22 protein-coding genes and 1 tRNA gene are annotated in these 25,799 nt (G+C 72.2%); 9 read left to right on the top strand and 14 right to left on the bottom strand.

What is annotated here, in order from left to right; translation table 11 throughout:
* Window positions 1–74 precede the first annotated feature (74 nt).
* Genes DEJ43_RS08100 through DEJ43_RS08115 form a run of 4 tightly spaced genes read left to right on the top strand, consistent with a single transcriptional unit; the run spans window position 75 to window position 4,545 of the window.
* Window positions 75–1,004, top strand: a complete 930-nt coding sequence (locus DEJ43_RS08100; RefSeq protein ID WP_041662242.1) for a branched-chain amino acid ABC transporter permease — start codon at window positions 75–77, stop codon at window positions 1,002–1,004.
* Window positions 1,001–2,839 (top strand): branched-chain amino acid ABC transporter permease, encoded by a 1,839-nt coding sequence (locus DEJ43_RS08105; protein ID WP_015032841.1) that lies wholly within the window; start codon window positions 1,001–1,003, stop codon window positions 2,837–2,839. Before DEJ43_RS08100 ends, DEJ43_RS08105 begins: the two co-directional genes overlap by 4 nt.
* Before the next feature lie 3 nt (window positions 2,840–2,842).
* The gene (locus DEJ43_RS08110; RefSeq protein WP_015032842.1) at window positions 2,843–3,832 is read left to right on the top strand and encodes an ABC transporter ATP-binding protein; all 990 of its coding nucleotides are present in this window, start codon (window positions 2,843–2,845) and stop codon (window positions 3,830–3,832) included.
* Complete coding sequence (locus DEJ43_RS08115; protein ID WP_015032843.1) at window positions 3,829–4,545, top strand: ABC transporter ATP-binding protein; 717 nt, start codon at window positions 3,829–3,831, stop codon at window positions 4,543–4,545. The genes DEJ43_RS08110 and DEJ43_RS08115 overlap by 4 nt, the downstream gene beginning before the upstream one ends.
* A 67-nt stretch (window positions 4,546–4,612) precedes the next feature.
* Here DEJ43_RS08115 and DEJ43_RS08120 read toward each other — a convergent pair whose 3' ends face one another.
* Window positions 4,613–5,266 (bottom strand): ANTAR domain-containing response regulator, encoded by a 654-nt coding sequence (locus DEJ43_RS08120; protein ID WP_015032844.1) that lies wholly within the window; start codon window positions 5,264–5,266, stop codon window positions 4,613–4,615.
* Between the two features lie 98 nt (window positions 5,267–5,364).
* On the opposite strand from DEJ43_RS08120, the gene DEJ43_RS08125 reads away from it, so the two are divergent.
* Window positions 5,365–5,439: transfer RNA gene (locus DEJ43_RS08125), tRNA-Leu, on the top strand.
* 107 nt (window positions 5,440–5,546) lie between these two features.
* Here the strand turns inward: DEJ43_RS08125 and pyk are convergent.
* Complete coding sequence (pyk, locus tag DEJ43_RS08130; RefSeq protein ID WP_015032845.1) at window positions 5,547–6,974, bottom strand: pyruvate kinase; 1,428 nt, start codon at window positions 6,972–6,974, stop codon at window positions 5,547–5,549.
* Window positions 6,975–7,120: 146 nt separating this feature from the next.
* Complete coding sequence (locus DEJ43_RS08135; protein ID WP_041662244.1) at window positions 7,121–7,804, bottom strand: SIMPL domain-containing protein; 684 nt, start codon at window positions 7,802–7,804, stop codon at window positions 7,121–7,123.
* Between the two features lie 158 nt (window positions 7,805–7,962).
* Here DEJ43_RS08135 and DEJ43_RS08140 point away from each other — a divergent pair, with 158 nt between their 5' ends.
* The gene (locus tag DEJ43_RS08140) at window positions 7,963–9,765 is read left to right on the top strand and encodes a bifunctional metallophosphatase/5'-nucleotidase (RefSeq protein ID WP_015032847.1); all 1,803 of its coding nucleotides are present in this window, start codon (window positions 7,963–7,965) and stop codon (window positions 9,763–9,765) included.
* Between the two features lie 14 nt (window positions 9,766–9,779).
* On the opposite strand, the gene DEJ43_RS08145 is transcribed toward DEJ43_RS08140, so the two are convergent.
* From DEJ43_RS08145 to DEJ43_RS08170, 6 genes are all read right to left on the bottom strand, one after another.
* Window positions 9,780–11,192, bottom strand: coding sequence for a lysine N(6)-hydroxylase/L-ornithine N(5)-oxygenase family protein (locus tag DEJ43_RS08145; protein ID WP_015032848.1), 1,413 nt, complete (start codon window positions 11,190–11,192; stop codon window positions 9,780–9,782).
* The gene (locus DEJ43_RS08150; RefSeq protein ID WP_015032849.1) at window positions 11,189–12,571 is read right to left on the bottom strand and encodes a pyridoxal phosphate-dependent decarboxylase family protein; all 1,383 of its coding nucleotides are present in this window, start codon (window positions 12,569–12,571) and stop codon (window positions 11,189–11,191) included. The genes DEJ43_RS08145 and DEJ43_RS08150 overlap by 4 nt, the downstream gene beginning before the upstream one ends.
* A 253-nt stretch (window positions 12,572–12,824) precedes the next feature.
* On the bottom strand, window positions 12,825–15,311 hold the full coding sequence (gene pepN, locus DEJ43_RS08155) for an aminopeptidase N (protein ID WP_015032850.1): 2,487 nt from the start codon (window positions 15,309–15,311) through the stop codon (window positions 12,825–12,827).
* 69 nt (window positions 15,312–15,380) lie between these two features.
* Window positions 15,381–16,367, bottom strand: coding sequence for an asparaginase (locus DEJ43_RS08160; protein WP_015032851.1), 987 nt, complete (start codon window positions 16,365–16,367; stop codon window positions 15,381–15,383).
* On the bottom strand, window positions 16,367–16,681 hold the full coding sequence (locus DEJ43_RS08165; protein WP_015032852.1) for a chorismate mutase: 315 nt from the start codon (window positions 16,679–16,681) through the stop codon (window positions 16,367–16,369). Before DEJ43_RS08165 ends, DEJ43_RS08160 begins: the two co-directional genes overlap by 1 nt.
* A gap of 11 nt (window positions 16,682–16,692) precedes the next feature.
* Window positions 16,693–17,580: a helix-turn-helix transcriptional regulator gene (locus tag DEJ43_RS08170; RefSeq protein ID WP_015032853.1), complete on the bottom strand. Its 888-nt coding sequence runs from the start codon at window positions 17,578–17,580 to the stop codon at window positions 16,693–16,695.
* Between the two features lie 109 nt (window positions 17,581–17,689).
* On the opposite strand from DEJ43_RS08170, the gene DEJ43_RS08175 reads away from it, so the two are divergent.
* Entirely contained in the window at window positions 17,690–19,441 is a 1,752-nt protein-coding gene (locus DEJ43_RS08175; RefSeq protein WP_071891228.1) for a glycoside hydrolase family 35 protein, read from the top strand.
* Window positions 19,442–19,578: 137 nt separating this feature from the next.
* Here DEJ43_RS08175 and DEJ43_RS08180 read toward each other — a convergent pair whose 3' ends face one another.
* Window positions 19,579–20,346 (bottom strand): S1 family peptidase, encoded by a 768-nt coding sequence (locus tag DEJ43_RS08180; protein WP_071891233.1) that lies wholly within the window; start codon window positions 20,344–20,346, stop codon window positions 19,579–19,581.
* A gap of 177 nt (window positions 20,347–20,523) precedes the next feature.
* On the opposite strand from DEJ43_RS08180, the gene DEJ43_RS08185 reads away from it, so the two are divergent.
* Complete coding sequence (locus DEJ43_RS08185; RefSeq protein ID WP_015032856.1) at window positions 20,524–21,408, top strand: hypothetical protein; 885 nt, start codon at window positions 20,524–20,526, stop codon at window positions 21,406–21,408.
* Here the strand turns inward: DEJ43_RS08185 and DEJ43_RS08190 are convergent.
* Complete coding sequence (locus tag DEJ43_RS08190; protein WP_015032857.1) at window positions 21,405–21,881, bottom strand: GNAT family N-acetyltransferase; 477 nt, start codon at window positions 21,879–21,881, stop codon at window positions 21,405–21,407. The genes DEJ43_RS08185 and DEJ43_RS08190 overlap by 4 nt on opposite strands.
* Window positions 21,882–21,983: 102 nt before the next feature.
* Here DEJ43_RS08190 and DEJ43_RS08195 point away from each other — a divergent pair, with 102 nt between their 5' ends.
* Complete coding sequence (locus DEJ43_RS08195) at window positions 21,984–23,501, top strand: ankyrin repeat domain-containing protein (protein WP_041662246.1); 1,518 nt, start codon at window positions 21,984–21,986, stop codon at window positions 23,499–23,501.
* Window positions 23,502–23,516: 15 nt separating this feature from the next.
* On the opposite strand, the gene DEJ43_RS08200 is transcribed toward DEJ43_RS08195, so the two are convergent.
* From DEJ43_RS08200 to DEJ43_RS08210, 3 genes are all read right to left on the bottom strand, one after another.
* Entirely contained in the window at window positions 23,517–23,942 is a 426-nt protein-coding gene (locus DEJ43_RS08200; protein WP_015032859.1) for a guanyl-specific ribonuclease, read from the bottom strand.
* Between the two features lie 165 nt (window positions 23,943–24,107).
* Entirely contained in the window at window positions 24,108–24,983 is an 876-nt protein-coding gene (locus DEJ43_RS08205) for an SDR family oxidoreductase (RefSeq protein WP_015032860.1), read from the bottom strand.
* Window position 24,984: 1 nt separating this feature from the next.
* On the bottom strand, window positions 24,985–25,776 hold the full coding sequence (locus tag DEJ43_RS08210; protein WP_015032861.1) for an SDR family oxidoreductase: 792 nt from the start codon (window positions 25,774–25,776) through the stop codon (window positions 24,985–24,987).
* Between the last annotated feature and the right edge of the window lie 23 nt (window positions 25,777–25,799).

Consider the following 25,799-nt stretch of genomic DNA (forward strand, 5'->3'; position numbering starts at 1 on the left):
CTTCACCGCGCGGGGGGCCGCACCTGGCTCCCCGCGCGGTGTCACATCCGTCGAAAGTCTCGGAGGACAATGCGGTGAACGAACTGCCGCAGCAGCTGGTCAACGGCCTGCTACTGGGATCCATGTACGGGCTCGTCGCCGTCGGCTACACGATGGTCTACGGCATCGTCCAGCTCATCAACTTCGCCCATGGCGAGATCTTCATGACCGGCGGCTTCGGGGCCCTCACGGTCTGGCTCATCCTGCCCGGCGGCACCACCATGTGGGTGGCACTGCCCCTCATGATCGTCGGTGCCGTACTCGTCGCCACGACCATAGCCGTCGGAGCGGAACGGCTCGCGTACCGCCCGCTCCGCGGAGGCCCACGCCTCGCCCCGCTCATCACCGCCATCGGCCTCTCGCTCGCCCTCCAGCAGGCCGTCTGGGCCTTCTACCCGGAGGCGAAGTCCGCCCGGACCTTCCCCCAGATCCCCGGCGGCCCCATCGAACTCGGCCCCGTCACCATCCAGACCGGCGACGTCTTCCTCCTGATCGCCGCCCCGATCTGCATGGCCTTCCTCGCCTTCTTCGTCATGCGCACCCGCACCGGCCGCGGCATGCAGGCCACCGCGCAGGACCCGGACACCGCGAAGCTGATGGGCGTCAACACCGACCGGATCATCGTGATCGCCTTCGCCCTCGGCGCCGCCATGGCCGCCGTCGGCGCCGTCGCCTACGGCCTCAAGTACGGCGTCGTCGACTACAAGATGGGCTTCCTCCTCGGACTCAAGGCCTTCACCGCCGCCGTCCTCGGCGGCATCGGCAACATCTACGGCGCCATGATCGGCGGAGTCGTCCTCGGTGTCGCCGAGACCATGGCGACGGCGTACGTCAGCCACATCCCCGGTATGGAACAGCTCGGCGGCCAGTCCTGGGCCGACGTCTGGGCCTTCGTACTCCTCATCGTCGTACTCCTCGCCCGGCCCCAAGGCCTCCTCGGCGAGCGCGTCGCGGACAGGGCGTGAGCACCATGACCACCATCTCCGAGAACCCCAAGGCGGCAGCGGCCACCGAGCCCGCCACGGCGACCGGCCTCATCGGCTTCCTGCCCGTCGGCATCGCCCGCGCCCTCGCCCTCGGCGGCGGCGTCCTCACCGTCGCCAGCACCTTCCTCGCCTGGACCTGGACCCCCCGCTTCCCCGGCGACCTCACGTTCTACGGCTCCCCCGGCGGCCTCCAGCTGCAAGTCCTCGTCCTGGGCCTGCTCACCACCCTCTTCGCCCTCTCCTCCTACGGCGTCAAGGGCACCCGCTGGCTCACCCCCGCCGGACCCGACGCGGCCCTCAAACTCGCCGCGCTCGCCTCCTTCGCCACCGCCTGGTTCACCGTCGGCGCGATCAGCGTCGACCTCGGCGGCCCGGTCAACCTCGAGCCCGGCGGCGCCGTCGTCGCCCTCGCCACCCTGCTCGCCCTCCTCGGCGCCCTCGCCCTCCCCTTCGAGCGGCCCAAGCTGCTGCCCGTGGACCCGGAGGACACCGGCTGGGACCAGTTCAAGCACCGCTCCGCCAACAACTGGGCCACCTTCAAGGCCGCCTTCGCGACCGGCCCCGTACGCCGCCTGCCCGCGATGCACTCCTCCGTCGAGATCCTCATCATCACGGCCGTCCTCGCCGTGGCGCTCGGAGTCTTCACCTACGGCATCGGCACCGAGTACGACGAGCTGTTCCTCGGCTTCCTGATCACGGCCGGCTTCGGCTTCGCCGCCGTCAACAAGTCGGGCCTCATGCAGCAGGCCACCCAGCTCACCAAGAAGCACCAGAACCTCTCCATCGCCGGTGCCTTCACCGCCGCGGCGCTCTTCCCCTTCACCCAGACCGACGACCAGTACGCGACCCTCGGCGTCTACATCCTGATCTTCGCCACGGTCGCCCTCGGCCTCAACATCGTCGTCGGCCTCGCCGGACTCCTCGACCTCGGATACGTCGCCTTCCTCGGCGTCGGCGCCTACGCGGCCGCCCTCGTCTCCGGCGCCCCGAGCTCCCCCTTCGGCGTGCACCTCCCCTTCTGGGCCGCCATCCTGGTCGGCGCCGGAGCCTCCCTGGTCTTCGGCGTCCTCATCGGCGCCCCCACCCTGCGGCTGCGCGGCGACTACCTCGCCATCGTGACCCTCGGATTCGGAGAGATCTTCCGCATCGCCGTCATGAACACCGACGGCACCTCCGGCCCCGACGTCACCAACGGCTCCAACGGCATCGCGTCCATCCCGAACCTCAGCATCTTCGGGTTCGACTTCGGCGCCGAACACACGATCGCCGGCTTCACCATCGGCCGCTTCGCCAACTACTTCTTCCTGATGCTGCTGATCATGGCGGTCGTCGTGCTGGTCTTCCGGCGCAGCGGCGACTCCCGCATCGGCCGCGCCTGGGTCGCCATCCGCGAGGACGAGACCGCCGCCCTCGCCATGGGCATCAACGGCTTCCGGGTCAAGCTCATCGCCTTCGCACTCGGCGCCTCGCTCGCCGGCCTCGCCGGCACCGTGCAGGCACACGTCACCTACACGGTGACCCCCGAGCAGTACCTCTTCGCCGGACCCATCCCGCCCAACTCCGCCTTCCTGCTCGCGGCCGTCGTCCTCGGCGGCATGGGCACGATGAGCGGCCCGCTGGTCGGCGCCTCCCTGCTCTTCCTCATCCCGAACAAGCTCCAGTTCATGGGCGAGTACCAGCTCCTCGCCTTCGGCGTCGCGCTGATCCTCCTCATGCGCTTCCGCCCGGAAGGCATGATCGCCAACCGGCGCAACCAGCTGGAGTTCCACGAGAAGGACGAGACGCCCGCCACGCTCGCCAAGGCAGGTGCCTGAACCATGACGACCACCACCACGAAGACCACGGACTCCACGGAGCCCGTCGCCCGCGAGACCGTGCTCGACGCCCGCGGCGTCACCATGCGCTTCGGCGGCCTCACCGCCGTGCGCGACGTCGACCTCACCGTGAACAGCGGCGAGATCGTCGGCCTGATCGGCCCCAACGGCGCCGGCAAGACCACCTTCTTCAACTGCCTCACCGGCCTCTACGTCCCCACCGAGGGTGAAGTCCGGTACAAGGGCAAGGTCCTGCCCCCCACGTCCTTCAAGGTCACCGACGCCGGCATCGCCCGCACCTTCCAGAACATCCGTCTCTTCCACAACATGACGGTCCTGGAAAACGTCCTCGTCGGCCGCCACACCCGGATGAAGCAGGGCCTCTGGTCCGCACTGCTCCGCCTCCCCGGCTTCAAGAAGGCCGAGGCCGAGGCCACCGAGCGGGCCATGGAGCTCCTCCGCTTCATCGGCCTGGAGGACAAGGCACAGCACCTCGCCAAGAACCTCCCGTACGGCGAACAGCGCAAGCTCGAGATCGCCCGCGCCCTCGCGAGCGACCCCGGCCTCATCCTGCTCGACGAACCCACCGCCGGCATGAACCCCCAGGAGACCCGGGCCGCCGAAGAACTCATCTTCGCCATCCGGGACATGGGCATCGCCGTCCTCGTCATCGAGCACGACATGCGGTTCATCTTCAACCTCTGCGACCGCGTCGCCGTGCTCGTCCAGGGCCAGAAGCTGATCGAGGGCGACAGCCAGACCGTCCAGAGCGACGAGCGGGTCATCGCCGCGTACCTCGGCGAGCCCGTCGCGGAAGCACCGGAGGCCCCCGCCAAGGAGGCCGCCGAGGCCACCGAGGCTCCTGAGGCCGACGAGACCCCGGACGCCCCCGAGGCACCCGCCGACGAGGCACCGGCCACCGAAGACGCCTCCGACGACGCTTCCGAGGACACCACGCACGACCCTGCTTCGGGCAAGGAGAACGACGCATGACCGCACTGCTCGAAGTCGAGGACCTGCGCGTCGCCTACGGAAAGATCGAGGCCGTCAAGGGCATCTCCTTCTCCGTCGACGCCGGTGAGGTCGTCACCCTCATCGGCACCAACGGCGCCGGAAAGACCACCACCCTGCGGACCCTCTCCGGACTCCTCAAGCCGGTCGGCGGCCAGATCAAGTTCGAGGGCAAGTCCCTCCGCAAGATCCCCGCCCACAAGATCGTCTCCCTGGGCCTCGCCCACTCCCCCGAGGGCCGGCACATCTTCCCCCGGATGACGATCGAGGAGAACCTCCTCCTCGGCGCCTTCCTCCGCAAGGACACCCCCGGCATCGCCAAGGACGTCCAGCGCGCCTACGACCTCTTCCCGATCCTCGGCGAACGTCGCAAGCAGGCCGCCGGCACGCTCTCCGGCGGCGAGCAGCAGATGCTCGCCATGGGCCGCGCCCTGATGTCCCAGCCCAAGCTCCTCATGCTCGACGAGCCCTCCATGGGCCTCTCGCCGATCATGATGCAGAAGATCATGGCGACGATCGCCGAGCTCAAGGCCCAGGGCACCACCATCCTGCTCGTCGAGCAGAACGCCCAGGCCGCGCTCGCCCTCGCCGACCACGGTCACGTGATGGAGATCGGCAAGGTCGTGCTCTCGGGCACCGGCCAGGACCTCCTCCACGACGAGTCCGTCCGCAAGGCGTACCTCGGCGAGGACTGAGCCCCCCAGACAGAAGGCCCGCCCCACAGAGTCGTGGGGCGGGCCTTCTCACGTGCTCGGCCAAGACCTACTGCCCCTTCGCCGCCTTCTTCTCCTCGGCGTCCTCGATGACCGCCTCCGCGACCTGCTGCATCGACATCCGGCGGTCCATGGACGTCTTCTGGATCCAGCGGAACGCCGCCGGCTCCGTCAGCCCGTACTGCGTCTGCAGGATCGACTTCGCACGGTCCACCAGCTTGCGGGTCTCCAGGCGCTGGGAGAGATCGGCGACCTCCTGCTCCAAGGCGCGCAGTTCGGAGAAGCGCGAGACGGCCATCTCGATGGCCGGGACCACGTCACTCTTGCTGAACGGCTTCACCAGGTACGCCATGGCACCGGCGTCCCGGGCCCGCTCCACGAGCTCGCGCTGCGAGAAGGCGGTCAGCATGAGGACCGGGGCGATGGACTCGCCGGCGATCTTCTCGGCGGCCGAGATGCCGTCGAGGACGGGCATCTTCACGTCCAGGATGACGAGGTCGGGGCGGTGCTCGCGGGCGAGCTCGACGGCCTTGGCACCGTCACCGGCCTCGCCGACGACCGTGTAGCCCTCTTCCTCCAGCATCTCTTTGAGGTCGAGACGGATGAGGGCCTCGTCCTCGGCGATGACGACACGGGTCGTCAGCGGCGGGACGTGCGACGCGTCGGCGTCGTCGGCGGGCTGGGGCGACTCGGGGGCGGTCACGGGGGCTCCTCGATACGGGGCAAGTACTGCTCCCCCGAGCCTACCTAGCTCCTGTAATGTGGTGCCCCGCAGGGGTCACAGCGCCCTCGCTTTCTAAGGCCCCAGTACTCCAACTGGTCAGAGAGGCCGCTCTCAAACAGCGGACAGTGTGGGTTCGAATCCCACCTGGGGCACTTTTCCTTCGATTCCAAGGGCAAGCGGCCCAGGGTGATCGTCACCCACACGCGTGAAGCCTTATCTCCGCCCTGCCGCCAGCGCGAGCCGGCCCACCGCACACTGACTACGTCAGCGACTCCCCGATGTGGTGGACCCTGACCAGGTTCGTCGAGCCCGCGACGCCCGGCGGGGAGCCGGCTGTGATGACCACGATGTCGCCCGGGCGGCAGCGGCCGATGCGGAGGAGTTCCTCGTCCACCTGGGCCACCATCGCGTCCGTCGAGTCGACGTGCGGGCCGAGGAAGGTCTCGACGCCCCAGGTGAGGTTGAGCTGGGAGCGGGTCGCCGGGTCGGGGGTGAAGGCGAGGAGGGGGATGGGTGAGCGGTAGCGGGAGAGGCGCTTGACCGTGTCGCCGGACTGGGTGAAGGCGACGAGGAACTTGGCGCCGAGGAAGTCGCCCATTTCGGCGGCGGCTCGGGCGACGGCGCCGCCCTGGGTGCGGGGCTTGTTCCGTTCGGTGAGGGGCGGGAGGCCCTTGGCGAGGACGTCTTCCTCGGCGGCCTCGACGATCCGACTCATGGTGCGGACGGTTTCGATGGGGTAGCGGCCGACGCTGGTCTCGCCGGAGAGCATGACGGCGTCGGTGCCGTCGATGACGGCGTTGGCGACGTCGGAGGCCTCGGCGCGGGTGGGGCGGGAGTTGTCGATCATCGAGTCGAGCATCTGGGTGGCGACGATGACGGGTTTGGCGTTCCGCTTGGCGAGTTTGACGGCGCGCTTCTGGACGATCGGTACCTGTTCGAGGGGCATTTCGACGCCGAGGTCGCCGCGGGCGACCATGATGCCGTCGAAGGCGGCGACGATCTCTTCGATGTTGTCGACGGCCTGCGGCTTCTCGATCTTGGCGATGACGGGGAGCCGGCGCCCTTCCTCGTCCATGATGCGGTGGACGTCGTCGATGTCGCGGGCGCTGCGGACGAAGGAGAGGGCGATGACGTCGGCGCCGGTGCGCAGGGCCCAGCGGAGGTCGTCGATGTCCTTCTCGGAGAGGGCGGGGACGGAGACGGCGACGCCGGGGAGGTTGAGGCCCTTGTGGTCGGAGACCATGCCGCCCTCGATGACGAGGGTGTTGACGCGGGGTCCGTCGACGGACATGACTTCGAGGGTGACGCGTCCGTCGTCGACGAGGATGCGTTCACCGGTGGTGACGTCGGCGGCGAGACCGGGGTAGGTGGTGCCGCAGCAGTGGCGGTCGCCTTCCATGGGCTCGACGGTGATGGTGAACTCGTCGCCGCGTTCAAGGAGTACGGGGCCTTCGCGGAAGCGGCCGAGACGGATCTTCGGGCCTTGAAGGTCGGCGAGGACGCCGATGCTGCGGCCGGTTTCGTCGGAGGCTTTGCGTACGCGCTGGTAGCGCTCCTCGTGCTCGGCGTAGGTGCCGTGGCTGAGGTTGAAGCGGGCGACGTCCATTCCGGCCTCGATCAACGCCTTGATCTGGTCGTATGTTTCGGTGGCGGGCCCAAGGGTACAAACGATTTTCGCTCGGCGCATGGGTCGAGCCTAGGGCTTACCCACCAGTAGCGAGTTGGCGGGACATGACTACTCAACCACCTTTCCGTGAAAGGCTGTTGACAAGTCTTGAATCTGTGCGCCGGGGTGCTCTGATGAGCGTTTCTGGCGCCCCGGCGCACTCCGTCTCAGAGGCTGGGCGGGTTCATCGTGAAGCGGGCGACGACCTCGGCGGTCACCGTCTGGCGCTGTGGTTCGAGGTCGAGGGGCGGGGCTTCTCCGGCGCCTTCCGCGGAGTACGCGACGGCCGCCGAGCCGAACGCGGCCCGCCTCGGCATGAGGGGGTCGGTGACGCCCGCGTCCGAGAGTTCGAGGAGTGAGGCCAGGGAGGTGCCGAGGGCCTCGGCGTAGGCGCGGGCCCGTTGTACGGCTTCGGTGACGGCGAGCCGGCGTGCCTCGGCGTAGGCCGGGGAGGCCGGGCGCAGGGACCACCAGGGTCCGTCGACGCTCGTCAGTTCCAGGTCGGCGAGGCGGGTGACGAGCTCGCCGAGCAGGGTGAAGTCGGTCAGTTCGGCGGTGACGCGGACGCGTCCGTGGAAGGCGTGGATCCGCTCGCCGCGTCCTTTGCGGGTCAGTTCGGGGGAGATCGAGAGGCTGCCGGTCTCCAGCTTCTCGACGGCGGTGCCCTGGGCTTTGACGAGGTCGAGTACCTGGGCGTTGCGGCGGGTCAGGTCCGCGAGGGTGGTGGGCCGGTCGGCTCCGCGGGCGGAGACGGTGATCCAGATCCGGGCGAGTTCGGGGTCGATTTCGAGGCGGCCCTCGCCGCGGACGGTCACCTGGGGTGCCTGGGGGGTGGGGTGTTCCTGGGTCACGTCCTGGCTCCTCCGTGTTCGGCAGCGTTCGTCCACCGAACACTTTCCCACTCCGTAACCCGAAAGGGCTGTTGCCCACGGTCTGCGCTGGGCCAGAATCTACGCGCGTTGTGCGCCACGGTCGGCGCCCTCGCCACAGAGCAAAAGGGGAGAAACACATGCCGCTGAACCGCAGGACGTTCCTGGAGCGCTCGGCCGCCGCCGGGGCCGGAGTGGCCATCGTCGGAGCCGCCGCCGTTCCCGCCGAGGCCCACGGCGGCCACGGCCGCCCGCGTCCGCAGAAGCGGTACTCCTTCACCGTGATGGGTACGACCGACCTGCACGGCAATGTCTTCAACTGGGACTACTTCACGGACAAGGAGTTCGACGACAAGGCCCACAACGACGTCGGCCTCGCCAAGATCTCCACGCTGGTCGATCAGGTCCGCGCGGCGAAGGGGCGCCGCAACACGCTCCTCATCGACGCCGGTGACACCATCCAGGGCACCCAGCTGTCGTACTACTACGCCAAGGTCGACCCGATCACCGCGCGCCGCGGGCCCGTCCACCCGATGGCGCAGGCCATGAACGCCATCGGCTACGACGCCGCCGCGCTCGGCAACCACGAGTTCAACTACGGCATCCCGGTGCTGCGCAAGTTCGAGGAGCAGTGCGACTTCCCGCTGCTCGGGGCCAACGCGCTGGACGCCAAGACCCTGCGCCCGGCCTTCGCGCCGTACAGCATGCACCGGCTGCGTACCCCGCACGGCAAGGACGTCAAGGTCGCGGTCCTCGGTCTGACCAACCCCGGTATCGCCATCTGGGACAAGGCGAACGTCAGCGGCAAGATGGTGTTCCCGGGCCTTGAGGAGCAGGCGGCGAAGTGGGTGCCGAGGCTGCGGTCGATGGGTGCGGACGTGGTGGTCGTCTCGGCGCACTCCGGTTCCAGCGGCACCTCCTCGTACGGTGACCAGCTCCCCCACATCGAGAACGCCGCGGGGCTGGTCGCCGAGCAGGTGCCGGGCATCGACGCCATCCTCGTCGGGCACGCCCACACCGAGATCCCGGAGTACCGGGTGAAGAACAAGGAGACGGGCAAGGACGTCGTCCTGTCGGAGCCGCTGAAGTGGGGTCAGCGGCTGACGCTCTTCGACTTCGACCTGGTGTGGGAGAAGGGCCGCTGGACCGTCGAGAAGGTCGCCGCGCAGGTCCTCAACTCGAGCACGGTGGCGGAGGACCCGGAGATCACCGGGCTGCTCGCCGACGAGCACAAGAAGGTCGTCGCGTACGTCAACCAGATCATCGGCACGTCCACCGCCGCCATGACCACGGCCGACGCGCCGTGGAAGGACGAGCCGATCATCGACCTGATCAACGTCGTCCAGGCCGAGACCGTGAAGGCGGCCCTGGCGGGCGGCGCGTACGCGGCGCTGCCGGTCCTCTCGCAGGCCTCCTGTTTCTCCCGTACGGCCCGCATCCCGGCCGGCCAGGTCTCCATCAAGGACGCCGCCGGTCTGTACCCCTTCGAGAACACCCTTGAGGCCCGTCTGCTGACCGGCGCCCAGCTCAAGGACTACCTGGAGTTCTCGGCGCGGTACTACGTCCGGACGCCGGCGGGCGCTCCGGTCGACACCGCGAAGCTGACCAACGCGGACGGCATCCCGGACTACAACTACGACGCCGTGTCCGGTCTGACGTACGAGATCGACATCGCCAAGCCGGCCGGTTCCCGGATCGTGAACCTGGCGTTCGAGGGCAGGCCGCTCGACCCGGCGGCGAAGTTCGTCCTGGCGGTCAACAACTACCGGGCCAGTGGCGGCGGCGCGTTCCCGCACGTGGCGAACGCCCAGCAGCTGTGGGCGAACTCGGACGAGATCCGCAACACCATCATCCAGTGGGTGAAGGCGAAGGGGACGGTCGACCCGGGCCAGTTCGCGACGGTGGACTGGAAGCTGACCCGGGACGGTGTGCCGGTGTTCTAGGCGCGGCCCGGGACTCAGCTCTGTACGAGAGGCGTCAGCTTCTGGCCCTGGGCCGGGATGCTCGGCGCCTCTCGTGTCTCCAGGCCGAAGCGGGTGAAGGCGGTCCGGCGGGGCAGCGGGTAGGGCTCCTTGCCGGTGATGGAGTTGAGGATGGTCGCGCTGCGCCAGGCGGCCAGGCCGAGGTCGGGGGCGCCGACGCCGTGGGTGTGCTTCTCGGCGTTCTGGACGTGGACGGCGCCGGTCACGGAGGGGTCGAGGACGAGTCGGTAGTGTTCGTCGATCCTGGCCCGGCCGGCCGAGTCGTGGCGCAGGTACGGGTCGAGGCCGGCGAGCATGCGGTCCACCGGGCGTTCCCGGTAGCCGGTGGCGAGGACGACGGCGTCGGTGGTGAGCCGGGAGCGGGTGCCTTGCTGGACGTGTTCCAGGTGCAGTTCGACCTGGGTGGTGGCGACGCGGCCGGCGGTGCGGACCCGGACGCCGGGGGTGAGGACGGCGTCGGGCCAGCCGCCGTGCAGGGTGCGGCGGTACAGCTCGTCGTGGATGGCGGCGATGGTGTCGGCGTCGATGCCCTTGTGCAGCTGCCATTGGCGGGGCGTGAGTTCGCCGCGTACGGGTTCGGGCAGGGCGTGGAAGTAGCGGGTGTAGTCGGGGGTGAAGTGCTCGAGTCCGAGCTTGGAGTACTCCATGGGGGCGAAGGCTTCGGTCCTGGCCAGCCAGTGGATCTGTTCGGCGCCGGCGGGGCGGGCGCGCAGGAGGTCGAGGAAGACCTCGGCGCCGGACTGTCCTGATCCGATGACGGTGACGTGTCCGGCGGCGAGCAGCGTCTCGCGGTGGGTGAGGTAGTCGGCGGAGTGGAAGACGGGGACGCCGGGGGCGTCGGCGAGGGGTTTGAGCGGTTCGGGGACGTAGGGTTCGGTGCCGACGCCGAGGACGACGTTCCGGGTGTAGGCGCGGCCCAGTGCCTCGGCCTCGCCGGCGGGGTCGATCTGGGTGAAGTCGACCTCGAAGAGGCGTCGTTCGGGGTTCCAGCGGACCGAGTCGACCTGGTGGCCGAAGTGCAGTCCCGGCAGTCGTTCGCTGACCCAGCGGCAGTAGGCGTCGTACTCGGCACGCTGGATGTGGAACTTCTCGGCGAAGTAGAAGGGGAAGAGGCGTTCTCGGCTCTTGAGGTAGTTGAGGAAGGTCCAGGGGCTCGCGGGGTCGGCGAGGGTGACCAGGTCGGCGAGGAAGGGCACCTGGAGGCTGGCGCCTTCGATGAGGAGCCCGGGGTGCCAGTGGAAGGCCGGTTTCTGTTCGTAGAAGGTGGCGGCGAGGCCGCCGGGGATGCCGTGGGCGAGGGCGGCCAGTGAGAGGTTGAACGGGCCGATGCCGACGCCCACGAGGTCGTGGGGCTGGTCGGGTTCGTGCTGGGGGGTGCTGCCGGTCATCGGTGCGGGTCGCCTTCCACGAGGGTGATGAGCTGGGCCAGGTCGCCGGGGGTGGCGTGGGGGTTGAGCAGGGTGGCCTTGAGCCAGAGGCGGCCGTCGGCCTCGGCCCGGCCGAGGACGGCGCGGCCCTCGGTGAGGAGGGTGCGGCGGATGTCGGCGACGGTCGCGTCGGTGACGCCGGGGCCGTTCGGCCGGAACAGGACGGTGGTGAGGGTGGGGCGGGCCCGCAGGTCGAGTCCCGGTGCCTTCTCGACGAGGTCGGCGAGGTCCTGGGCGCGGTCCATGCAGGCGTCGACGAGTGCGCCGAGGCCGGTGCGGCCGAGTGCGCGGAGGGTGACGGCCGTTTTGAGGACGTCGGGGCGGCGGGTGGTGCGCAGGGAGCGGCCGAGGAGGTCGGGGAGGCCGGCTTCGGTGTCGTCGTCGGCGTTCAGGTAGGCGGCGGTGTGTCCGAGGGCGGTCAGGTCGTGTCCGTCGCGTACGGCGAGGAGTCCGGCGGCGGCCGGCTGCCAGCCGAGTTTGTGCAGGTCGAGGGTGACGGTGCGGGCGCGGGTCAGGCCGTCGAGGAGGCCGCGGTGGGTGCGGCTGAAGAGGAGGGGGCCTCCGTAGGCGGCGTCGACGTGGAGTTCGACGGCGTCCGCGGCGTCGCAGCGGTCGGCGATGTCCGGGAGGGGGTCGATGAGGCCCTCGTCGGTGGTTCCCGCGGTGGCGGCGACGAGGACCGGGCCGGTGAGGGTGGCGAGTACGTCCTGGAGGGCGGCGGGGTCGAGGGTGCCGCGGGGGGTGGGGACGACGACGGGCTCGGGGAGGCCGAGGAGCCAGGCGGCGCGTCGGAAGGAGTGGTGGGCGTTGGCTCCGACGACGGTGTGGACGGTTCCGTGGCGTTCCCTGGCCAGGAGCAGGGCGAGTTGGTTGGACTCGGTTCCGCCGGTGGTGACGAGGGCGTCGGGGCGGGGTGTCGGGTGGGGGTAGACCTCGGCGGCGAGGGCGGCGGTGACGAGGGTTTCCAGGGCGGAGGCGGCGGGGGCCTGGTCCCAGGAGTCCATGGAGGGGTTGAGTGCGGAGGCAGCGAGGTCCGCGGCGGCGGCGAGGGCGAGGGGCGGGGTGTGGAGGTGGGCGGCGCAGAGGGGGTGGGCGGGGTCGGCGGCGCCGGCCGCGAGGGCGCGGACGAGGGTGGTGAGGGCGTGGTCGGGGCCCGTGCCGGTGTCGGGGAGGGGGTCTCCGAGGGTCTGTCGGAGGTGCCGGGTCACGGTGTCGGGGCCGCCGGCGGGGAGGGGGCCGCCGCGGTCCGCCGCGCCGTCGCGCAGGGCGTCCAGGGTGGTGCCGAGGAGGCGGCTCAGGGCGGTGGTGTCGGCGGCGAGGGGTGGGGGTTCGGCACGCATGGACGACAGAGTGCCGGGGGTTGTCGGGGTATGTCCGGGGAGTCGGCGGGTGTGACCCGAAAGGGGGACGGCGCCCTGGGTTCAGGGCGCCGTCTTCAGGCCTGCGGGACTGCCGGGACTGCCCGGGCTGCCGGGACTGCCCGGACGGCCGGGACTTCCGGCACTGCCCGGACGGCCGGGACTTCCGGCACTGCCCGGACGGCCGGGACTTCCGGAACTGCCCGGGCCGCCGGGACTGCCAGGAACGCCGGGGTTACGAGGTGCGTGCCTTCAGGGCTCGGCGGAGGTCGTCGAGCTGGTCGACGAGTTTGCGGTGGAGGGCCGGGACCATGGGGTCGGAGGTGAGGTGGTGCTCGCCGAGGGCGAGGGACTCGGGGTCGATCGCGTACGAGGGGAAGGCGTGGCGGCCGGCCGCCTCGGCCATGGCGGCGCCGCGGCGGGCGCCCAGGGCGATGGCCGCGGGGTAGAAGCGGGGGACGTACTCCCGTACGAGTTCGGCCTGCTCCGGCTGCCAGAAGCCCTGGGCCGTGGCGGTGAAGAGGTAGTTGGAGAGGTCGTCGGTGTCGAAGAGGGCCGACCAGGCCGCGGCCTTCGCCTCCGCCGTGGGGAGGGCGGCCCGGCAGCGGGCGGCGCCTTCCTGGCCCGTGGCGCTCGGGTCGCGTTCCCGTTCGGCGGCGATCGTCGGCTCGTCGGTGGCGCCGAGGACGGCGAGGCGGGCCAGGATGCGCCAGCGCAGCTCCGGGTCGAGTTCGGGGCCGCCGTGGACGGTGCCCTCGTCGAGCCAGGACGCGATCTTGTCGGGGGTGGTGGCGCTGTCGATGAACGCGCGGACGGCGGTGAGGCGCAGCCCCGGTGCCTCGCCGTCCTCGGTGCGGCGCAGCAGGGCGCGGGCGATCTCGCAGATCGTGGCGAGGGCGGCGGGGCGGGCTTCGTCGGTGACGTACCGGTCGGCGATCTGGGTGCGGGCGAAGCCGAGGACGCCCTGGACGAGGGCGAGTTCGGTCTCGTCGACGAGGTGGGCGTGGGCGATCTCCAGGTAGTCGGCGGGGGCGAGGTCGCCGTCGCGGACCATGTCGCGGAGCGCGTTCCAGATGACGGCGCGGGTCAGCGCGTCGGGGATGCGGGAGAGGCCGCGCACGGCGGACTCCGCGGAGGTGTCGTCGAAGCGGAGTTTGGCGTAGGTGAGGTCGTCGTCGTTGACGACGACGAGGGCGGGGCGCGGGCCGGTGAGGTCGGCGGGTGCGGTCTGGGGTACGTCGAGTTCGCGGCGTTCGCGCAGGACGAGGTCGCCGGAGGGGTCGCGGTCGTAGAGGCCGACGGCGACGCGGTGGGGGCGGCTGCCGTCGCGGTCGACGGTGAGCTGCCAGTGCAGGCCGCCGCCGGTGAGGGCGGGTGTCAGGGTGTCGACGCCGGTGGTCCGCAGCCACTGTTCGGCCCAGGCGTGGACGTCGCGGTCGGTGGCGGCGGCGAGGTTGTCGATGAAGTCGGCGAGGGTGGCGTTGCCGAACTTGTGGCGCTTGAAGTGGATGTTGATGCCGGCGAGGAAGTCCTTCTCGCCGAGCCAGGTGACGAGCTGGCGGAGAGCGGAGGCGCCCTTGGCGTAGGAGATGCCGTCGAAGTTGAGGAGGGCGGAGGCGGTGTCGGGGACGGAGTCCGGGTCGGGGGCGACGGGGTGGGTGGAGGGCCGCTGGTCGGCCTCGTACCCCCAGGCCTTGCGGGTGACGCCGAAGTCGACCCAGGTGTCGGGGAAGAGGTCGGAGCAGGCCTCGTTGACGGTCTGGTAGCCCATGTACTCGGCGAAGGACTCGTTCAGCCAGATGTCGTCCCACCAGCGCAGGGTGACGAGGTCGCCGAACCACATGTGGGCCATCTCGTGGGCGATGATCATGGCGCGGGTCTGCCGCTCGGTGACGGTGACGGCGGAGCGGAAGACGAACTCGTCGCGGAAGGTGACGAGGCCGGGGTTCTCCATGGCGCCCGCGTTGAACTCGGGGACGAAGGCCTGGTCGTAGGAGTCGAAGGGGTACGGCTCCTCGAACTTCTCGTGGAAGCGGTCGAAGCAGGCCTTGGTGACGGCGAGGATCTCGTCGGCGTCGGCGTCGAGGTGGGGGGCGAGGGAGCGGCGGCAGTGGATGCCGAAGGGGAGCCCGGCGTGTTCGGTGTGGACGGAGTGCCAGGGGCCGGCGGCGACGCAGACGAAGTAGGTGGAGAGCGGCGGGGTGGCGGCGGCCTTCCACCGGCCGTCGGGCTGCCGTTCGGTGATGCCGTTGGCGAGGACGGTCCAGCCCTCGGGGGCGGTGACGGTCAGCTCGAAGACGGCCTTGAGGTCGGGCTGGTCGAAGGCGGCGAAGACGCGCTGGACGTCCTCCATGAAGAGCTGGGTGTAGACGTACGACTCGCCGTCGCTGGGGTCGGTGAAGCGGTGCATGCCTTCGCCGGTGCGGGAGTACCGCATGGTCGTGCTGATCCGCAGGACGTGCTCGCCCGCGCTGACGCTCAGCGGCAGGCGGTTCCCCTCCAGGGTGGTGACGTCGAGGGGCTCGTCGTCCAGGAGGGCCGCGTGCAGGGTCTCGGGCTTGAGCTCGACGAAGGTGTCCCCGGCGGTGCGGGCGGTGAACCTGACGAGGGTGGTGGACTCGAAGGTCTCGTCGCCGGTGGTGAGGTCGAGGTCCACGCTGTAGTGCTGGACGTCGAGGAGCTGGGCACGGGTCTGCGCTTCGTCGCGCGTCAGTACGGACATGGCCCTATGCTGCCCGATGCGCTTCGCGCCGGGCAGGGGTGGTGGGGGCCTGGACGTCCCCGGTGGTTCTCAGGCGAGTCCTGAGCCGTTCAGGTGGGTGAAGGCGGCGGTGATCCGGGGGCGGTCGTAGCCGGCCGGGCCGGCCGCGCCGCTGGAGAGCAGCGTGTGGAGCAGGATCCGGGCCTTGGCGGGGTCGAGGGGGCCGGCGGGGATCAGTCCGTGGTGCAGCAGGTCGTATTCGGAGCCGGGGCTGCGGTAGGTGTCGGTGAGGGTCGCTCCGCCGCCGGTGCGGGAGGCAAGGACGACCGGGATGCGGCGGGCGATCTCGGCGAGCGGCTCGACGAGCCAGCCGGGGGCGTGGCCGGCGCCGAAGGCGGCGACGACGAGGCCCTGGAAGCGGTCGTCGACGGCGTCGAGGAGTTCGCCGCGGTCGCCGAGGGAGAGGGTCACCAGGGCGACCCGTACCTCGGGGTCGAGCTTGAGGGGGCAGGCGGCGGCCGGGACGGCGGGGCGGAACAGGATGCGGGGTTCGCCCTCGACGACGGTGCCGAGCGGCCCCGCGCCGGGCGAGGTGAAGGTGGCGACCGAGGTGGTGTGGCTCTTGCGGGCGAGCCGTGCGGCGTGGATCTCGTCGGCGAGGACGACGAGGACGCCGAGGTCGCGGCAGGCCGGGTCGGCGGCGACGGCGAGCGCGGCGGCCAGGTTGGCGGGGCCGTCGGCGCCGGGGAGGTCGGGGCGGCGCATGGCGCCGGTGACGGCGATCGGCTGCTCGGTGGTGCAGAGCAGGTCGAGGAGGAAGGCGGTCTCCTCCAGGGTGTCGGTGCCCTGGACGACGACGACGCCGGAGCCGGCCGCGACGGTGGCGCGGATCTCGGCGGCGAGCGCGGCGAGGTCCGCGTGGGTGAGGGTGGAGCTGGGGACGCGGCGGAAGTCGTTGAGGACGATGTCGTGGTCGCCGCCGAGTTCGGCGAGGACCTCCTGTCCGCTCATGCGGGCCGCGTCGCCGCCGCGTGCGGAGATGGTCCCTCCGAGGGTGAAGACCGTGACGCGGGCCATCAGCGTGCTCCGTCCGCAATCGTCTCGTGGTGGCGGATGACCTCGGCGATGATGAAGTTCAGGAGTTTCTCCGCGAAGGCCGGGTCCAGTTTGGCGCTCTCCGCGAGTTCCCGCAGCCGGGCGATCTGGCGGGACTCGCGCGCGGGGTCGGCGGGGGGCAGCTGGTGCCGGGCCTTGAGGACGCCGACCTGCTGGGTGCACTTGAAGCGCTCGGCGAGCATGTGCACGACCGCCGCGTCGATGTTGTCGATGCTTTCGCGCAGCCGGGTCAGCTCGGCGGTGACGGTCGGGTCGATGTCGGTGGAGTCGCTCATGATCGACGAGCTTAGACCGATCTGGGGAGGATCGTGGGCGGGTGTTCGGGATCCGGAACGGTGGTGCTCCAGCCGCCGTGCACGGACCGTCCCTGCTGTTCGCGGAAGCGGATGGGGGCGGTGCCGACCCGGCGGGTGAACAGCCGGGAGAAGTAGGCCGGGTCGTCGTAGCCGACGCGGCGGGCGACGGCGGCGACGGGCAGTTCGGTGGCGGCGAGGAGCTCCTTGGCGCGGCCGAGGCGGACGGTGAGCAGGTAGTCCTTGGGGCTGCAGCCGGCGGCGCGGCGGACGGCGGTGCGCAGTTCGGCGGCGGTCATGCCGTGCCGGGCGGCGTGCTCGGCGACGGAGAGCGGCTGGAAGGCGTCGCGGGCGAGGGCGGCGAGGACGGGGTCGCCGTCGGCGTTGGTGTCGGCGCGGGCGCGGCGCAGGGCGACGAGGAGTTCATGGACGGCGGCGCCGGTCTCGACCTCCAGGAGGGGGTTGCCGGGGCGGGCGGCGCGGGCTATCCGGCCGATGGCGGCGCGGGCGGGGGCGGCGTCGGAGAGGGGGACGACGGGCCGGTCGGGTTCGATGTAGCCGAGCTCGGTGTAGGTGGTGGTGGCGGGGCCGGTGAAGTCGACGAAGGCCTCGTCCCAGCCGGTGCCGGGGTCGGCGCCGTAGTGGTGGGGGGTGCCGGGGGTCAGCCAGAGGAGGGCGGGGGCGGTGACGGTGGTGCGGCGGCCGTCGGCGCCCAGGTACCAGCCGCTGCCGGCGGAGACGACGACGGCCACGTGGTGGTCGAGGGTGCGGGGGCCGACGGTGGGGAGGGTGCCGTGCTGGAGCCCTACGCCGAGGCAGACCAGTCCGAGGCGGTGGTGGACGGGGCTGGGTGTGAAGTAGCGCATCCAGGTGTGGTACATGCGGTGGTGCCCCTCCCCGGGGCCTGGGGTTCAGGCCCCCGCGTAACGTCCAAACTGCGACGATCTTTGTCCATGGACCGGTTCGCCGCCAGAGGGCGAGGGTGAGGCCATGAGCACGTTCGCTGTGGGTGACGAGGACTTTCTGCTCGACGGCCGGCCGGTGCGGCTGCTCTCGGGGGCGCTGCACTACTTCCGGGTGCGCGAGGAGCAGTGGGAGCACCGGCTCGGGATGCTGCGGGCGATGGGCCTGAACTGTGTCGAGACGTACGTGCCGTGGAATCTGCACGAGCCGGAGCCGGGGCGGTACGCGGACGTGGCGGCGCTCGGCCGGTTTCTGGACGCGGTGGCCCGGGCCGGGATGTGGGCGATCGTGCGCCCGGGGCCGTACATCTGCGCCGAGTGGGAGAACGGCGGGCTGCCGCACTGGCTGACGGGGCCGCTGGGGCGGCGGGTGCGGAGCTTCGACCCGGAGTTCCTCGCGCCGGTGGAGGCCTGGTTCCGGCGGTTGCTTCCGCAGGTGGTGGAGCGGCAGATCGACCGGGGCGGGCCGGTGGTCCTGGTCCAGGTGGAGAACGAGTACGGGAGTTACGGCAGCGACCGGGCGTATCTGGAGTGGCTGGCGGAGCTGTTGCGGGGCTGTGGGGTGGCCGTGCCGCTGTTCACCTCGGACGGGCCGGAGGACCACATGCTGACGGGGGGTTCGGTGCCGGGGGTGCTCGCGACGGCGAACTTCGGTTCGGGGGCGCGGGAGGGCTTCGCGACGCTGCGGCGGCATCAGCCGTCGGGGCCGCTGATGTGCATGGAGTTCTGGTGCGGCTGGTTCGACCACTGGGGCACGGAGCACGCGGTGCGGGACGCGGCGGACGCGGCGGAGGCGCTGCGGGAGATCCTGGAGTGCGGGGCGTCGGTCAATGTCTACATGGCGCACGGGGGCACGAACTTCGGTGGCTTCGCGGGGGCGAACCGGGCCGGTGAGCTGCACGACGGTCCGCTGCGGGCGACGGTGACCTCGTACGACTACGACGCGCCGGTGGACGAGGCGGGGCGGCCGACGGAGAAGTTCTGGCGTTTCCGTGAGGTGCTGGCGGCGTACGCGGAGGGGCCGCTGCCGGAGGTTCCGGAGCCTCCGGCGCGGCTGGCGGCCCCGGTGTCGGGCGGGCTCGACGGGTGGGCTCCGCTGGAGGCGGTCCTGGAGGTGCTGGGCGGCGAGGAGTCGGTGACGCCGGTGCCGCCGGTCTTCGAGGAGCTGGGGGTGGACCGGGGCCTGGTGCGCTACCGGGTGGCGGTGCCGGGTCCCCGGCAGCCGTACCCGCTGGGTGTGACGGGGTTGCGGGACCGGGCGGTGGTGTACGTCGACGGGGTCCTGGCGGGGGTGCTCGACACGGTGGACGGGGAGGACGTGTCGCTGTCCGAGCCGGTGGCGGGGCCCGCGGTCGTCGATCTGTGGGTGGAGTCGCTCGGCCGGGTCAACTACGGGCCGCGGCAGGCGGAGCCGAAGGGGATCACGGGCGGCGTCCGGCACGAGCGGCAGTATCTGCACGGGGTGCGGGCGCGGGGCCTGCGGCTGGACGCGTTCGAGGCGGCGGCGGTGGACAAGGTGCCGTTCGGCGCGGGCGCCGGCGGTCCGGGGCTCCACCGGGGGACCTTCGAGGTGGCGGGCGCGGGTGACGCGTGGCTGCGGCTGCCGGGCGGGACCCGGGGCTTCGTGTGGCTGAACGGTTTCTGCCTGGGCCGCTACTGGCCGGCGGCGGGCCCGCAGGACGCGCTGTTCGTACCGGGTCCGGTGCTGCGGGAGGGCGCGAACGAGGTGTGGGTGCTGGAGCTGGAGGGGGCGGGGGCGCCGACGGTGGAGCTGAGCTGAGCTCCGTACGGGCCGGATCGCGGGACGGGTCCTGGCTCCGTACGGGTGCTCCGGGGCGGTCGGCGCCCTGGAGCGCGTACGCCGGGGGCCCCGGGGCGGTGGTCGCCCCGGGGCCCCGGTGTGCGGGGTGCGGCGGGTTACAGGGTGGCCGCCGCGGACTTGATGGCGGCGGCGAAGGTCGAGACCTCCGTGTAGACGCCCGGGTAGCCGGCGCGGGCGCAGCCCTCGCCCCAGCTCACGATGCCGACCTGGACCCACGCTCCGGCGTTGTCCTTGCGGAACATGGGGCCGCCGGAGTCACCCTGGCAGGTGTCGACCCCGCCCTGGCTGTAGCCGGCGCAGATCTCCTCGGCGGGGACGAGGTCGCTGCCGTACGAGCTCTGGCAGGAGGCGTCGGAGACGAACGGCACGTTCGCCTTGAGCAGGTAGCGCTGCTGGCCGCCGCCCTCACGGGCGGCGCCCCAGCCGGCCACCGTGAAGGTGCCGCTGTTGTACGCGGTGGTCTCGGCGATCTTCAGGTTGGGCAGCGAGGTGATGGGGCTGGCGAGCTTGATCAGCGCCCAGTCCTTGCCCTTGCCGTTGTAGCCGGGGGCCTGGAGGACCTTGGTGGACCGGACCTTGATGGCGCTGCTGCTCTGCAGGTCGACGACACCGGCGGTGGCGGTGATGCTGGTGTTGTTGCCGGAGCCGCTGACGCAGTGGGCGGCGGTGAGGACGACCTGCGGCGAGATCAGCGAGCCGCCGCAGCCCATGGAGAGCCGGACCATCCACGGGAACTCGCCCTGGGCGGCGCGGGTGCCGCCGACGACGGGTGCCGGGGCGGCGGAGGCGGTGGTGGGCTGGAGGCTGACGGCCGCGAGGACGACGGCGCCGGCCGCGGCCAGCTTCTGGAGCGCACGGACCATTCGGTTCTGACTCACGTGTCACTTCCTTCTTTCATGGGGGGTTGCCTCGACGGGTGATGACATGCGCCCGTCAAGTCATGTCCGGATTATGGACAGCGCTCAACTGCCCCCACAAGGAAGCCTTTTCGGCCAACCCGAACGACGGAACCGTACAGTGGAGACAAGGGGGAATCCGGCATGCCGAACCAGCAGGAGGGCGACCGTGTCGCCCGGGGCTTCCCGCACCGCGACACGGTCGGTGCCTCGCTCACCGCGCTCTACCGGCGCCTCTCCCCGGACGGCGTGCACCGCTATCCGGCCAGCGTCCCGGCCGCCGACGTCGCCCTCGGCGACGACGAGGACCTGCACCTCGGCACCCAGCGGGTGGCCCGCGCCCTCGTCCGGCACCTGCGGCTGCCGGAGGCCCGCATGGTCGTCAGCTTCCGCCCGATGGAGTACGCGGCGGCGGTGGAGCTGACGGCCGGACCGGAGTACTTCGTGGAGCTCAACGACCGCTTCCGCAGCCGCCGCCGGGACATCGGCGCGGCCCTCGCCCACGAGATCACCCACGTGCTGCTGCACCGGCTGGGCCTCGGCTTCCCCGGCACCGCCGACAACGAGATCCTCACCGACGTCGTCACCACCTACCTGGGCGCGGGCTGGCTGCTGCTCGACGCGTTCCGGCAGGACGGCGTGGAGAGCCAGAAGCTCGGCTACCTCACCCCCGAGGAGTTCGGCTACGTCCTCGCCAAACGGGCCGAGGTGTTCGGCGAGGACCCCTCCCCCTGGTTCACCAGCGCGGTGGCGTACGAGGCGTGGGTACGCGGCCGGGCCGAGGCCGGCCGGGAACGGGCGGCGCCGCCGCTCGCCGGGGCGGGCTGGGCCGAGCGCCGCCGGTACGGCTGGGAACGGCGCCGGGGCAGGGCGGCCGCCGGAGCCCCGTACGCCTTCGAGGGCGGAGCGCCCGCGACCGGCGTCTCGTTCCCCTGCCCGGTCTGCCGCCAGCGCCTCCGCGTCCCGGCCGGCCGGACGCTGCGGGCCCGGTGCGGGGTGTGCCGGACGGTCCTGGAGTGCGCGGGCTAGGGGGTCTCCCCCGACGGGTCCTGGAGCAGGCTCTTGTGGAAGTGGACGTCCTCGGCGCCGCCCGGGATGCCGAGGACCCGGCCGGTCTCCACGTACCCGTGCCGGCGGTAGAAGTCCGGGGCCTGGAAGGTGAACGAGGAGACGGTGGCGCGGTCGCAGCCGCGCCGCCGGGCCTCGTCCTCGGCGGCGCGCAGCAGCCGGCTCCCCCAGCCGTCCGCGCGGCTGTCCTCGCGGACCCACAGCATGTCGATGCCGAAGAGGCCGCTCCAGGTCCAGCCGGTGAGCCCGCCGATGAGTTCGCCGTGCGCGTCGACGGCCTTCACGGACAGCTCTCCCTGGTCCTCGGGAGTGGTGTTCGTGGCGGCGAAGTTGAACGCGTCGAGGCCCCGCTCCAGGGCCTTGGCGAGGGCGGCGTCCCCGTCGCCGACGCTCAGCGTCGCGTCACCGTGGCCCTGATCCTGATCGTGCGTCATGCGGCCCGATTCTGGCACAGGCGTACGAGCGGGCCGGGGCGCGCCGGGAGCCGGGCGGCAAACGATTTGCGCCAGGGCCGGACGGCGGGTCAGGGTCGGGGCATGAGCACGCTGTTCGACGCCATCCGGGACGGGGACGAGGACGGGGCCGTACGGGCCCTGCGCGACGGGGCCGGCCCCGAGGACGTGGAGGACGGGGAGACCGCGCTGTACCGCGCGGCGGTGGGCAACGAGGCCGGAATCGTACGGGTGTTGCTCGCCGCCGGGGCCGATCCGGGGCGGGGCAGCGGCGAGGACGGCGCCGACCTTCCGCTGTGCGGCGCGGCCGTCGGCGGGCACACCGAGGTGGTGCGCGCCCTGCTCGCGGCGGGCGCGGAGGCCGACCAGGAGGAGGCGTTCGGCTTCACGGCCCTCGCCTGGGCCCTCCGGCTCGGCCACGCCGACACGGCGCGGGCGCTCCTGGAGTACGGCGCCGATCCCGACCGGCGCGGCCCCGACGGCGTCCTGCCGCTCGTCGCCGCCGCCCGCCGCGGCTCCACCGGCTGCGTCCGGGCGCTCCTCGACCACGGGGCGGACGCCCGGGAGGCGGCGCTGCGGGAGGCGCGGCGCTGGATCGGCGCCGACATCGCCGCCGAGCTGCGGCGCGGTCTCGTCGCCGGGAACGAGGGCGGGCAGACCTTCGAGGCGGTGGTCCGCCGGGTCCGGGAGGACGGCGGGGTGACCGTCGTCGTCGAGCTGCTGCGGGAGGACGGCGCCCCCGGGCGGGGCGACGAGCGCCAGACCGGGCACGCGGCGATCGCCACGCTCCTGGAGTCCTCGCTGGGGCTCCGCACCTCGCACGAGGAGCTGGCGGCGCGGGCGCTGCGCTGCGGCGATCCGGAGCTGGACGACTGGACGACGGCGGTGGCCGAACTGTCGGGCCGGGCCGACGAGGAGACGTTCGTGGCGGCGGCGGCGTGGTGCGCGTACCGCGATCCGCTGCGCCGGGCGCTCGGCGCACGGGTCCTCGGGGCGCTGCCCGGCTTCGCCCCGAGCGCGGTACCGGTGCTGCGACGGCTCGCGGCGGAAGTGGTGACATCGGCCCCGACGCGCGAGGCCGCGTCCGGGCGGGCCGCAGCCGGGCCCGCCGCGCGGGAGCCGGTGTTGTCGGTGGTTTCGGCGCTCGGGGAGTGTGCGGATCCGGCGGCCGTGCCCGACCTGCTCGCGGCGGCCGCCCATCCGGACGCGGCGGTGCGGCGGGCGGTCGCCGGTTCCCTGGCCGGGATCGTGCCGGCCGGGCACGCGGAGGCGCTCGGGGTGCTGCTCGCGCTGAGCCGGGACGGGGACGCGCGGGTGCGGGACTGGGCGACGCTGGCGCTGGCCGAGCTGCCCGACGACACCCCGCTCGTACGGGAGGGGCTGGCGGAGCGGCTCGGCGACGCCGATCCGGAGACGGCGGCGGAGGCGGCGCGCGGGCTGGCGATCCGTCAGGACCCGCGCGCCGTCGACGCGTTGGCGTCGGCCCTCGCGGACGGCGATCCGGAGGGCACGGCGCGGGAGACGGCGCTCGCCGCCCTGGAGTACGTCCGCGATCCCCGGGTCAGGACCCGGCTGGAATGGACCACCCCGCGCCGCGCCTGAGGGGACGCGGACCGCTCAGCAGCCGTGGTCGATCAGGTCGAAGGACGCGTAGTGGTCGGCGGTGTAGTAGTCCTCCTGCGCGGAGGCGCCGGTCACGATCCGGCGGGCGCCGCGGGTGGGGACGCCCGGGGTCTTGACCGTGTACTCGTGGTAGTAGCCGAGCGAGTGGGCCGGCAGGACCCGCTCCCGGTTCTGGAAGACGGAGCCGTCCTGGCTGTACGGGAACGGGCCGCCCGCGTCGATCAGGCGCAGGGTCGTGTGGGCCTCGCCGGGGAGGGCGGAGGAGCAGATGTGTCCGACGGCCGCGTTCGTCGCGACGGAGGTCACGACGGCGGTGGGGGCGGGGGCCGGGGCGGCGGTGGCCGGGGCGCCGAGGAGGAGGGAGGAGAGGAGGGCGGTGGCGACACCGCCGGCGAGGGTGAATCGAGGGGGGATTCGCATGGCTGCGATTTTGACGCGCGTAGATCCGGCCGGGGAACCCCAACGCCCTTGTATTCGCCGGACGTTAACTCCTTGCCCGCCTACGTGGGGATCCCGTGAGGACCGGCGTGGTCCGGGCCGCGCGGGGTACGCGGCCCGGCCGCCGGGCCCCGGGAGGGCCCTGCCTCACGCCCCGTACACCGGGTGGGGCGGCGTCGCCTCCGCGAGGAGGCGGCGGGCCGTCTCCCCCGCTTCCGCCGGGCTCCTGCGGGTCCCCTTGTCCGCCGTCGGGCCCGGGCGCCAGCCCTCCATGACGGTGAGGCGGCCTCCCTCGGCCTCGAAGACCCGCCCGGTCACTCCCGCCGACGCGGCCGAGCCGAGCCAGACCACGAGGGGGGACACGTCCTCGGGCAGGGCGTCGAGGCCGCCGAAGACCTGCTCGGTCATCCGGGTCCTGGCGGCCGGGGCGATCGCGTTGACCTGGACGCCGTAGCGGGCGAGTTCCGCCGCGGCGACGAGGGTGAGGCCGATGATCGCGGCCTTGGCCGCCGCGTAGTTGCCCTGTCCGACGCTGCCGAGCAGGCCGGCGCCGGAGGTGGTGTGGACGATCCGGGCGTCCGGCGCGCGCCCGGCCTTGGCCTCGGCCCGCCAGTGCGCGGCGGCGTGCCGCAGCGGCAGGAAGTGGCCCTTGGCGTGCACCCGCATGACCGCGTCCCAGTCCTCCTCGTCGAGGTTCACGAGCATCCGGTCGCGGAGGAAGCCGGCGTTGCTGACGAGGGTGTCGAGCCGTCCGTACGCGTCCAGGGCGGTCGTGACGAGGGAGGCGGCGCCCTCGGTGGTGGCGATGTCGCCGCCGTGGGCGACGGCCCGGCCGCCCGCCGCGCGGATCTCCTCGACGACCGCGGCGGCGGGGCTTTCGGGGCCGGGGCGGCCGTCGAGTCCGACCCCGAGGTCGTTGACGACGACCCGGGCGCCTTCGGCGGCGAAGGCGAGCGCGTGGGCCCGGCCGAGTCCGCGGCCCGCTCCCGTCACGATCACGACGCGACCCTCACAGATTCCCATCTCAGCTCTCCTTGTCGGCGGTCGGGGCGGTGGTGGTGCCGTTGACGTTCGCGGCGTCGAGGAAGGCGGGCCGTTCTCCGCCGCCGTGCACGAGGAGCGAGGCTCCGGAGACGTAGGCCGCCCGGCCGGAGGCGAGGAAGACGGCGGCTTCGCCGATCTCGTCGGGGGCGGCGAGGCGGCCCAGCGGTACGGTCCGGCCGACGGCGGCGATCCCGGCCTCGTCGCCGTAGTGGAGGTGGGACATTTCGGTCTCCACCATGCCGAGGACCAGGGTGTTGACCCGGATCTCGGGGGCCCATTCGACGGCCATCGAGCGGGCGAGGTTCTCCAGGCCCGCCTTGGCGGCGCCGTAGGCGGCCGTGCCCGGGGAGGGGCGGGTGCCGCTGACGCTGCCGATCATGACGACGGTGCCCCGGGCGGCCCGGAGCAGGGGGTGGGCGGCCAGGGTGACGGTGAGCGGGGCGGTGAGGTTCAGCTCGACCACCCGTGCGTGGCGTTCGGCGTCGCTCTCGCCCAGCAGGCGGTACGGCGTGCCGCCCGCGTTGTTGACGAGGACGTCGAGCCGTCCGTACCGCTCGGCGAGAGTGCTGAGGAGTTCCTGTACGGCGGTGGGTTCCCGCAGGTCGACGGGGTGGAACGCGGCGGTGCGGCCCGCCGCTTGGACCGGCGTGTCGGGGGGTCTGCGGGCGCAGACGGCGACGTGGGCGCCGGCCCGCAGAAAGGCGCGGGTGATGCCCGCGCCGACGCCGCGGGTTCCGCCGGTGACGAGCACGACCCTCCCGTCCAGCTCCATCGGCTGCTACCTTCCTCCCCAAG

The organism is Streptomyces venezuelae ATCC 10712 (genome assembly GCF_008639165.1).
GTDB classification, from domain to species: domain Bacteria; phylum Actinomycetota; class Actinomycetes; order Streptomycetales; family Streptomycetaceae; genus Streptomyces; species Streptomyces venezuelae.

Bases quoted from the DNA above. Each gene is read 5' to 3' on its own strand.
- DEJ43_RS08145 (WP_015032848.1), bottom strand. From the start codon at position 11,192: ATGACCGGCAGCACCCCCCAGCACGAACCCGACCAGCCCCACGACCTC.
- DEJ43_RS08175 (WP_071891228.1), top strand. From the start codon at position 17,690: ATGAGCACGTTCGCTGTGGGTGACGAGGACTTTCTGCTCGACGGCCGG.
- DEJ43_RS08205 (WP_015032860.1), bottom strand. From the start codon at position 24,983: ATGGGAATCTGTGAGGGTCGCGTCGTGATCGTGACGGGAGCGGGCCGC.
- DEJ43_RS08200 (WP_015032859.1), bottom strand. From the start codon at position 23,942: ATGCGAATCCCCCCTCGATTCACCCTCGCCGGCGGTGTCGCCACCGCC.
- DEJ43_RS08180 (WP_071891233.1), bottom strand. From the start codon at position 20,346: ATGGTCCGTGCGCTCCAGAAGCTGGCCGCGGCCGGCGCCGTCGTCCTC.
- DEJ43_RS08195 (WP_041662246.1), top strand. From the start codon at position 21,984: ATGAGCACGCTGTTCGACGCCATCCGGGACGGGGACGAGGACGGGGCC.
- DEJ43_RS08165 (WP_015032852.1), bottom strand. From the start codon at position 16,681: ATGAGCGACTCCACCGACATCGACCCGACCGTCACCGCCGAGCTGACC.
- DEJ43_RS08110 (WP_015032842.1), top strand. From the start codon at position 2,843: ATGACGACCACCACCACGAAGACCACGGACTCCACGGAGCCCGTCGCC.
- DEJ43_RS08190 (WP_015032857.1), bottom strand. From the start codon at position 21,881: ATGACGCACGATCAGGATCAGGGCCACGGTGACGCGACGCTGAGCGTC.
- DEJ43_RS08140 (WP_015032847.1), top strand. From the start codon at position 7,963: ATGCCGCTGAACCGCAGGACGTTCCTGGAGCGCTCGGCCGCCGCCGGG.
- DEJ43_RS08160 (WP_015032851.1), bottom strand. From the start codon at position 16,367: ATGGCCCGCGTCACGGTCTTCACCCTCGGAGGGACCATCTCCGCACGC.
- DEJ43_RS08210 (WP_015032861.1), bottom strand. From the start codon at position 25,776: ATGGAGCTGGACGGGAGGGTCGTGCTCGTCACCGGCGGAACCCGCGGC.
- DEJ43_RS08170 (WP_015032853.1), bottom strand. From the start codon at position 17,580: ATGTACCACACCTGGATGCGCTACTTCACACCCAGCCCCGTCCACCAC.
- pyk (WP_015032845.1), bottom strand. From the start codon at position 6,974: ATGCGCCGAGCGAAAATCGTTTGTACCCTTGGGCCCGCCACCGAAACA.
- DEJ43_RS08115 (WP_015032843.1), top strand. From the start codon at position 3,829: ATGACCGCACTGCTCGAAGTCGAGGACCTGCGCGTCGCCTACGGAAAG.
- DEJ43_RS08185 (WP_015032856.1), top strand. From the start codon at position 20,524: ATGCCGAACCAGCAGGAGGGCGACCGTGTCGCCCGGGGCTTCCCGCAC.
- pepN (WP_015032850.1), bottom strand. From the start codon at position 15,311: ATGTCCGTACTGACGCGCGACGAAGCGCAGACCCGTGCCCAGCTCCTC.
- DEJ43_RS08150 (WP_015032849.1), bottom strand. From the start codon at position 12,571: ATGCGTGCCGAACCCCCACCCCTCGCCGCCGACACCACCGCCCTGAGC.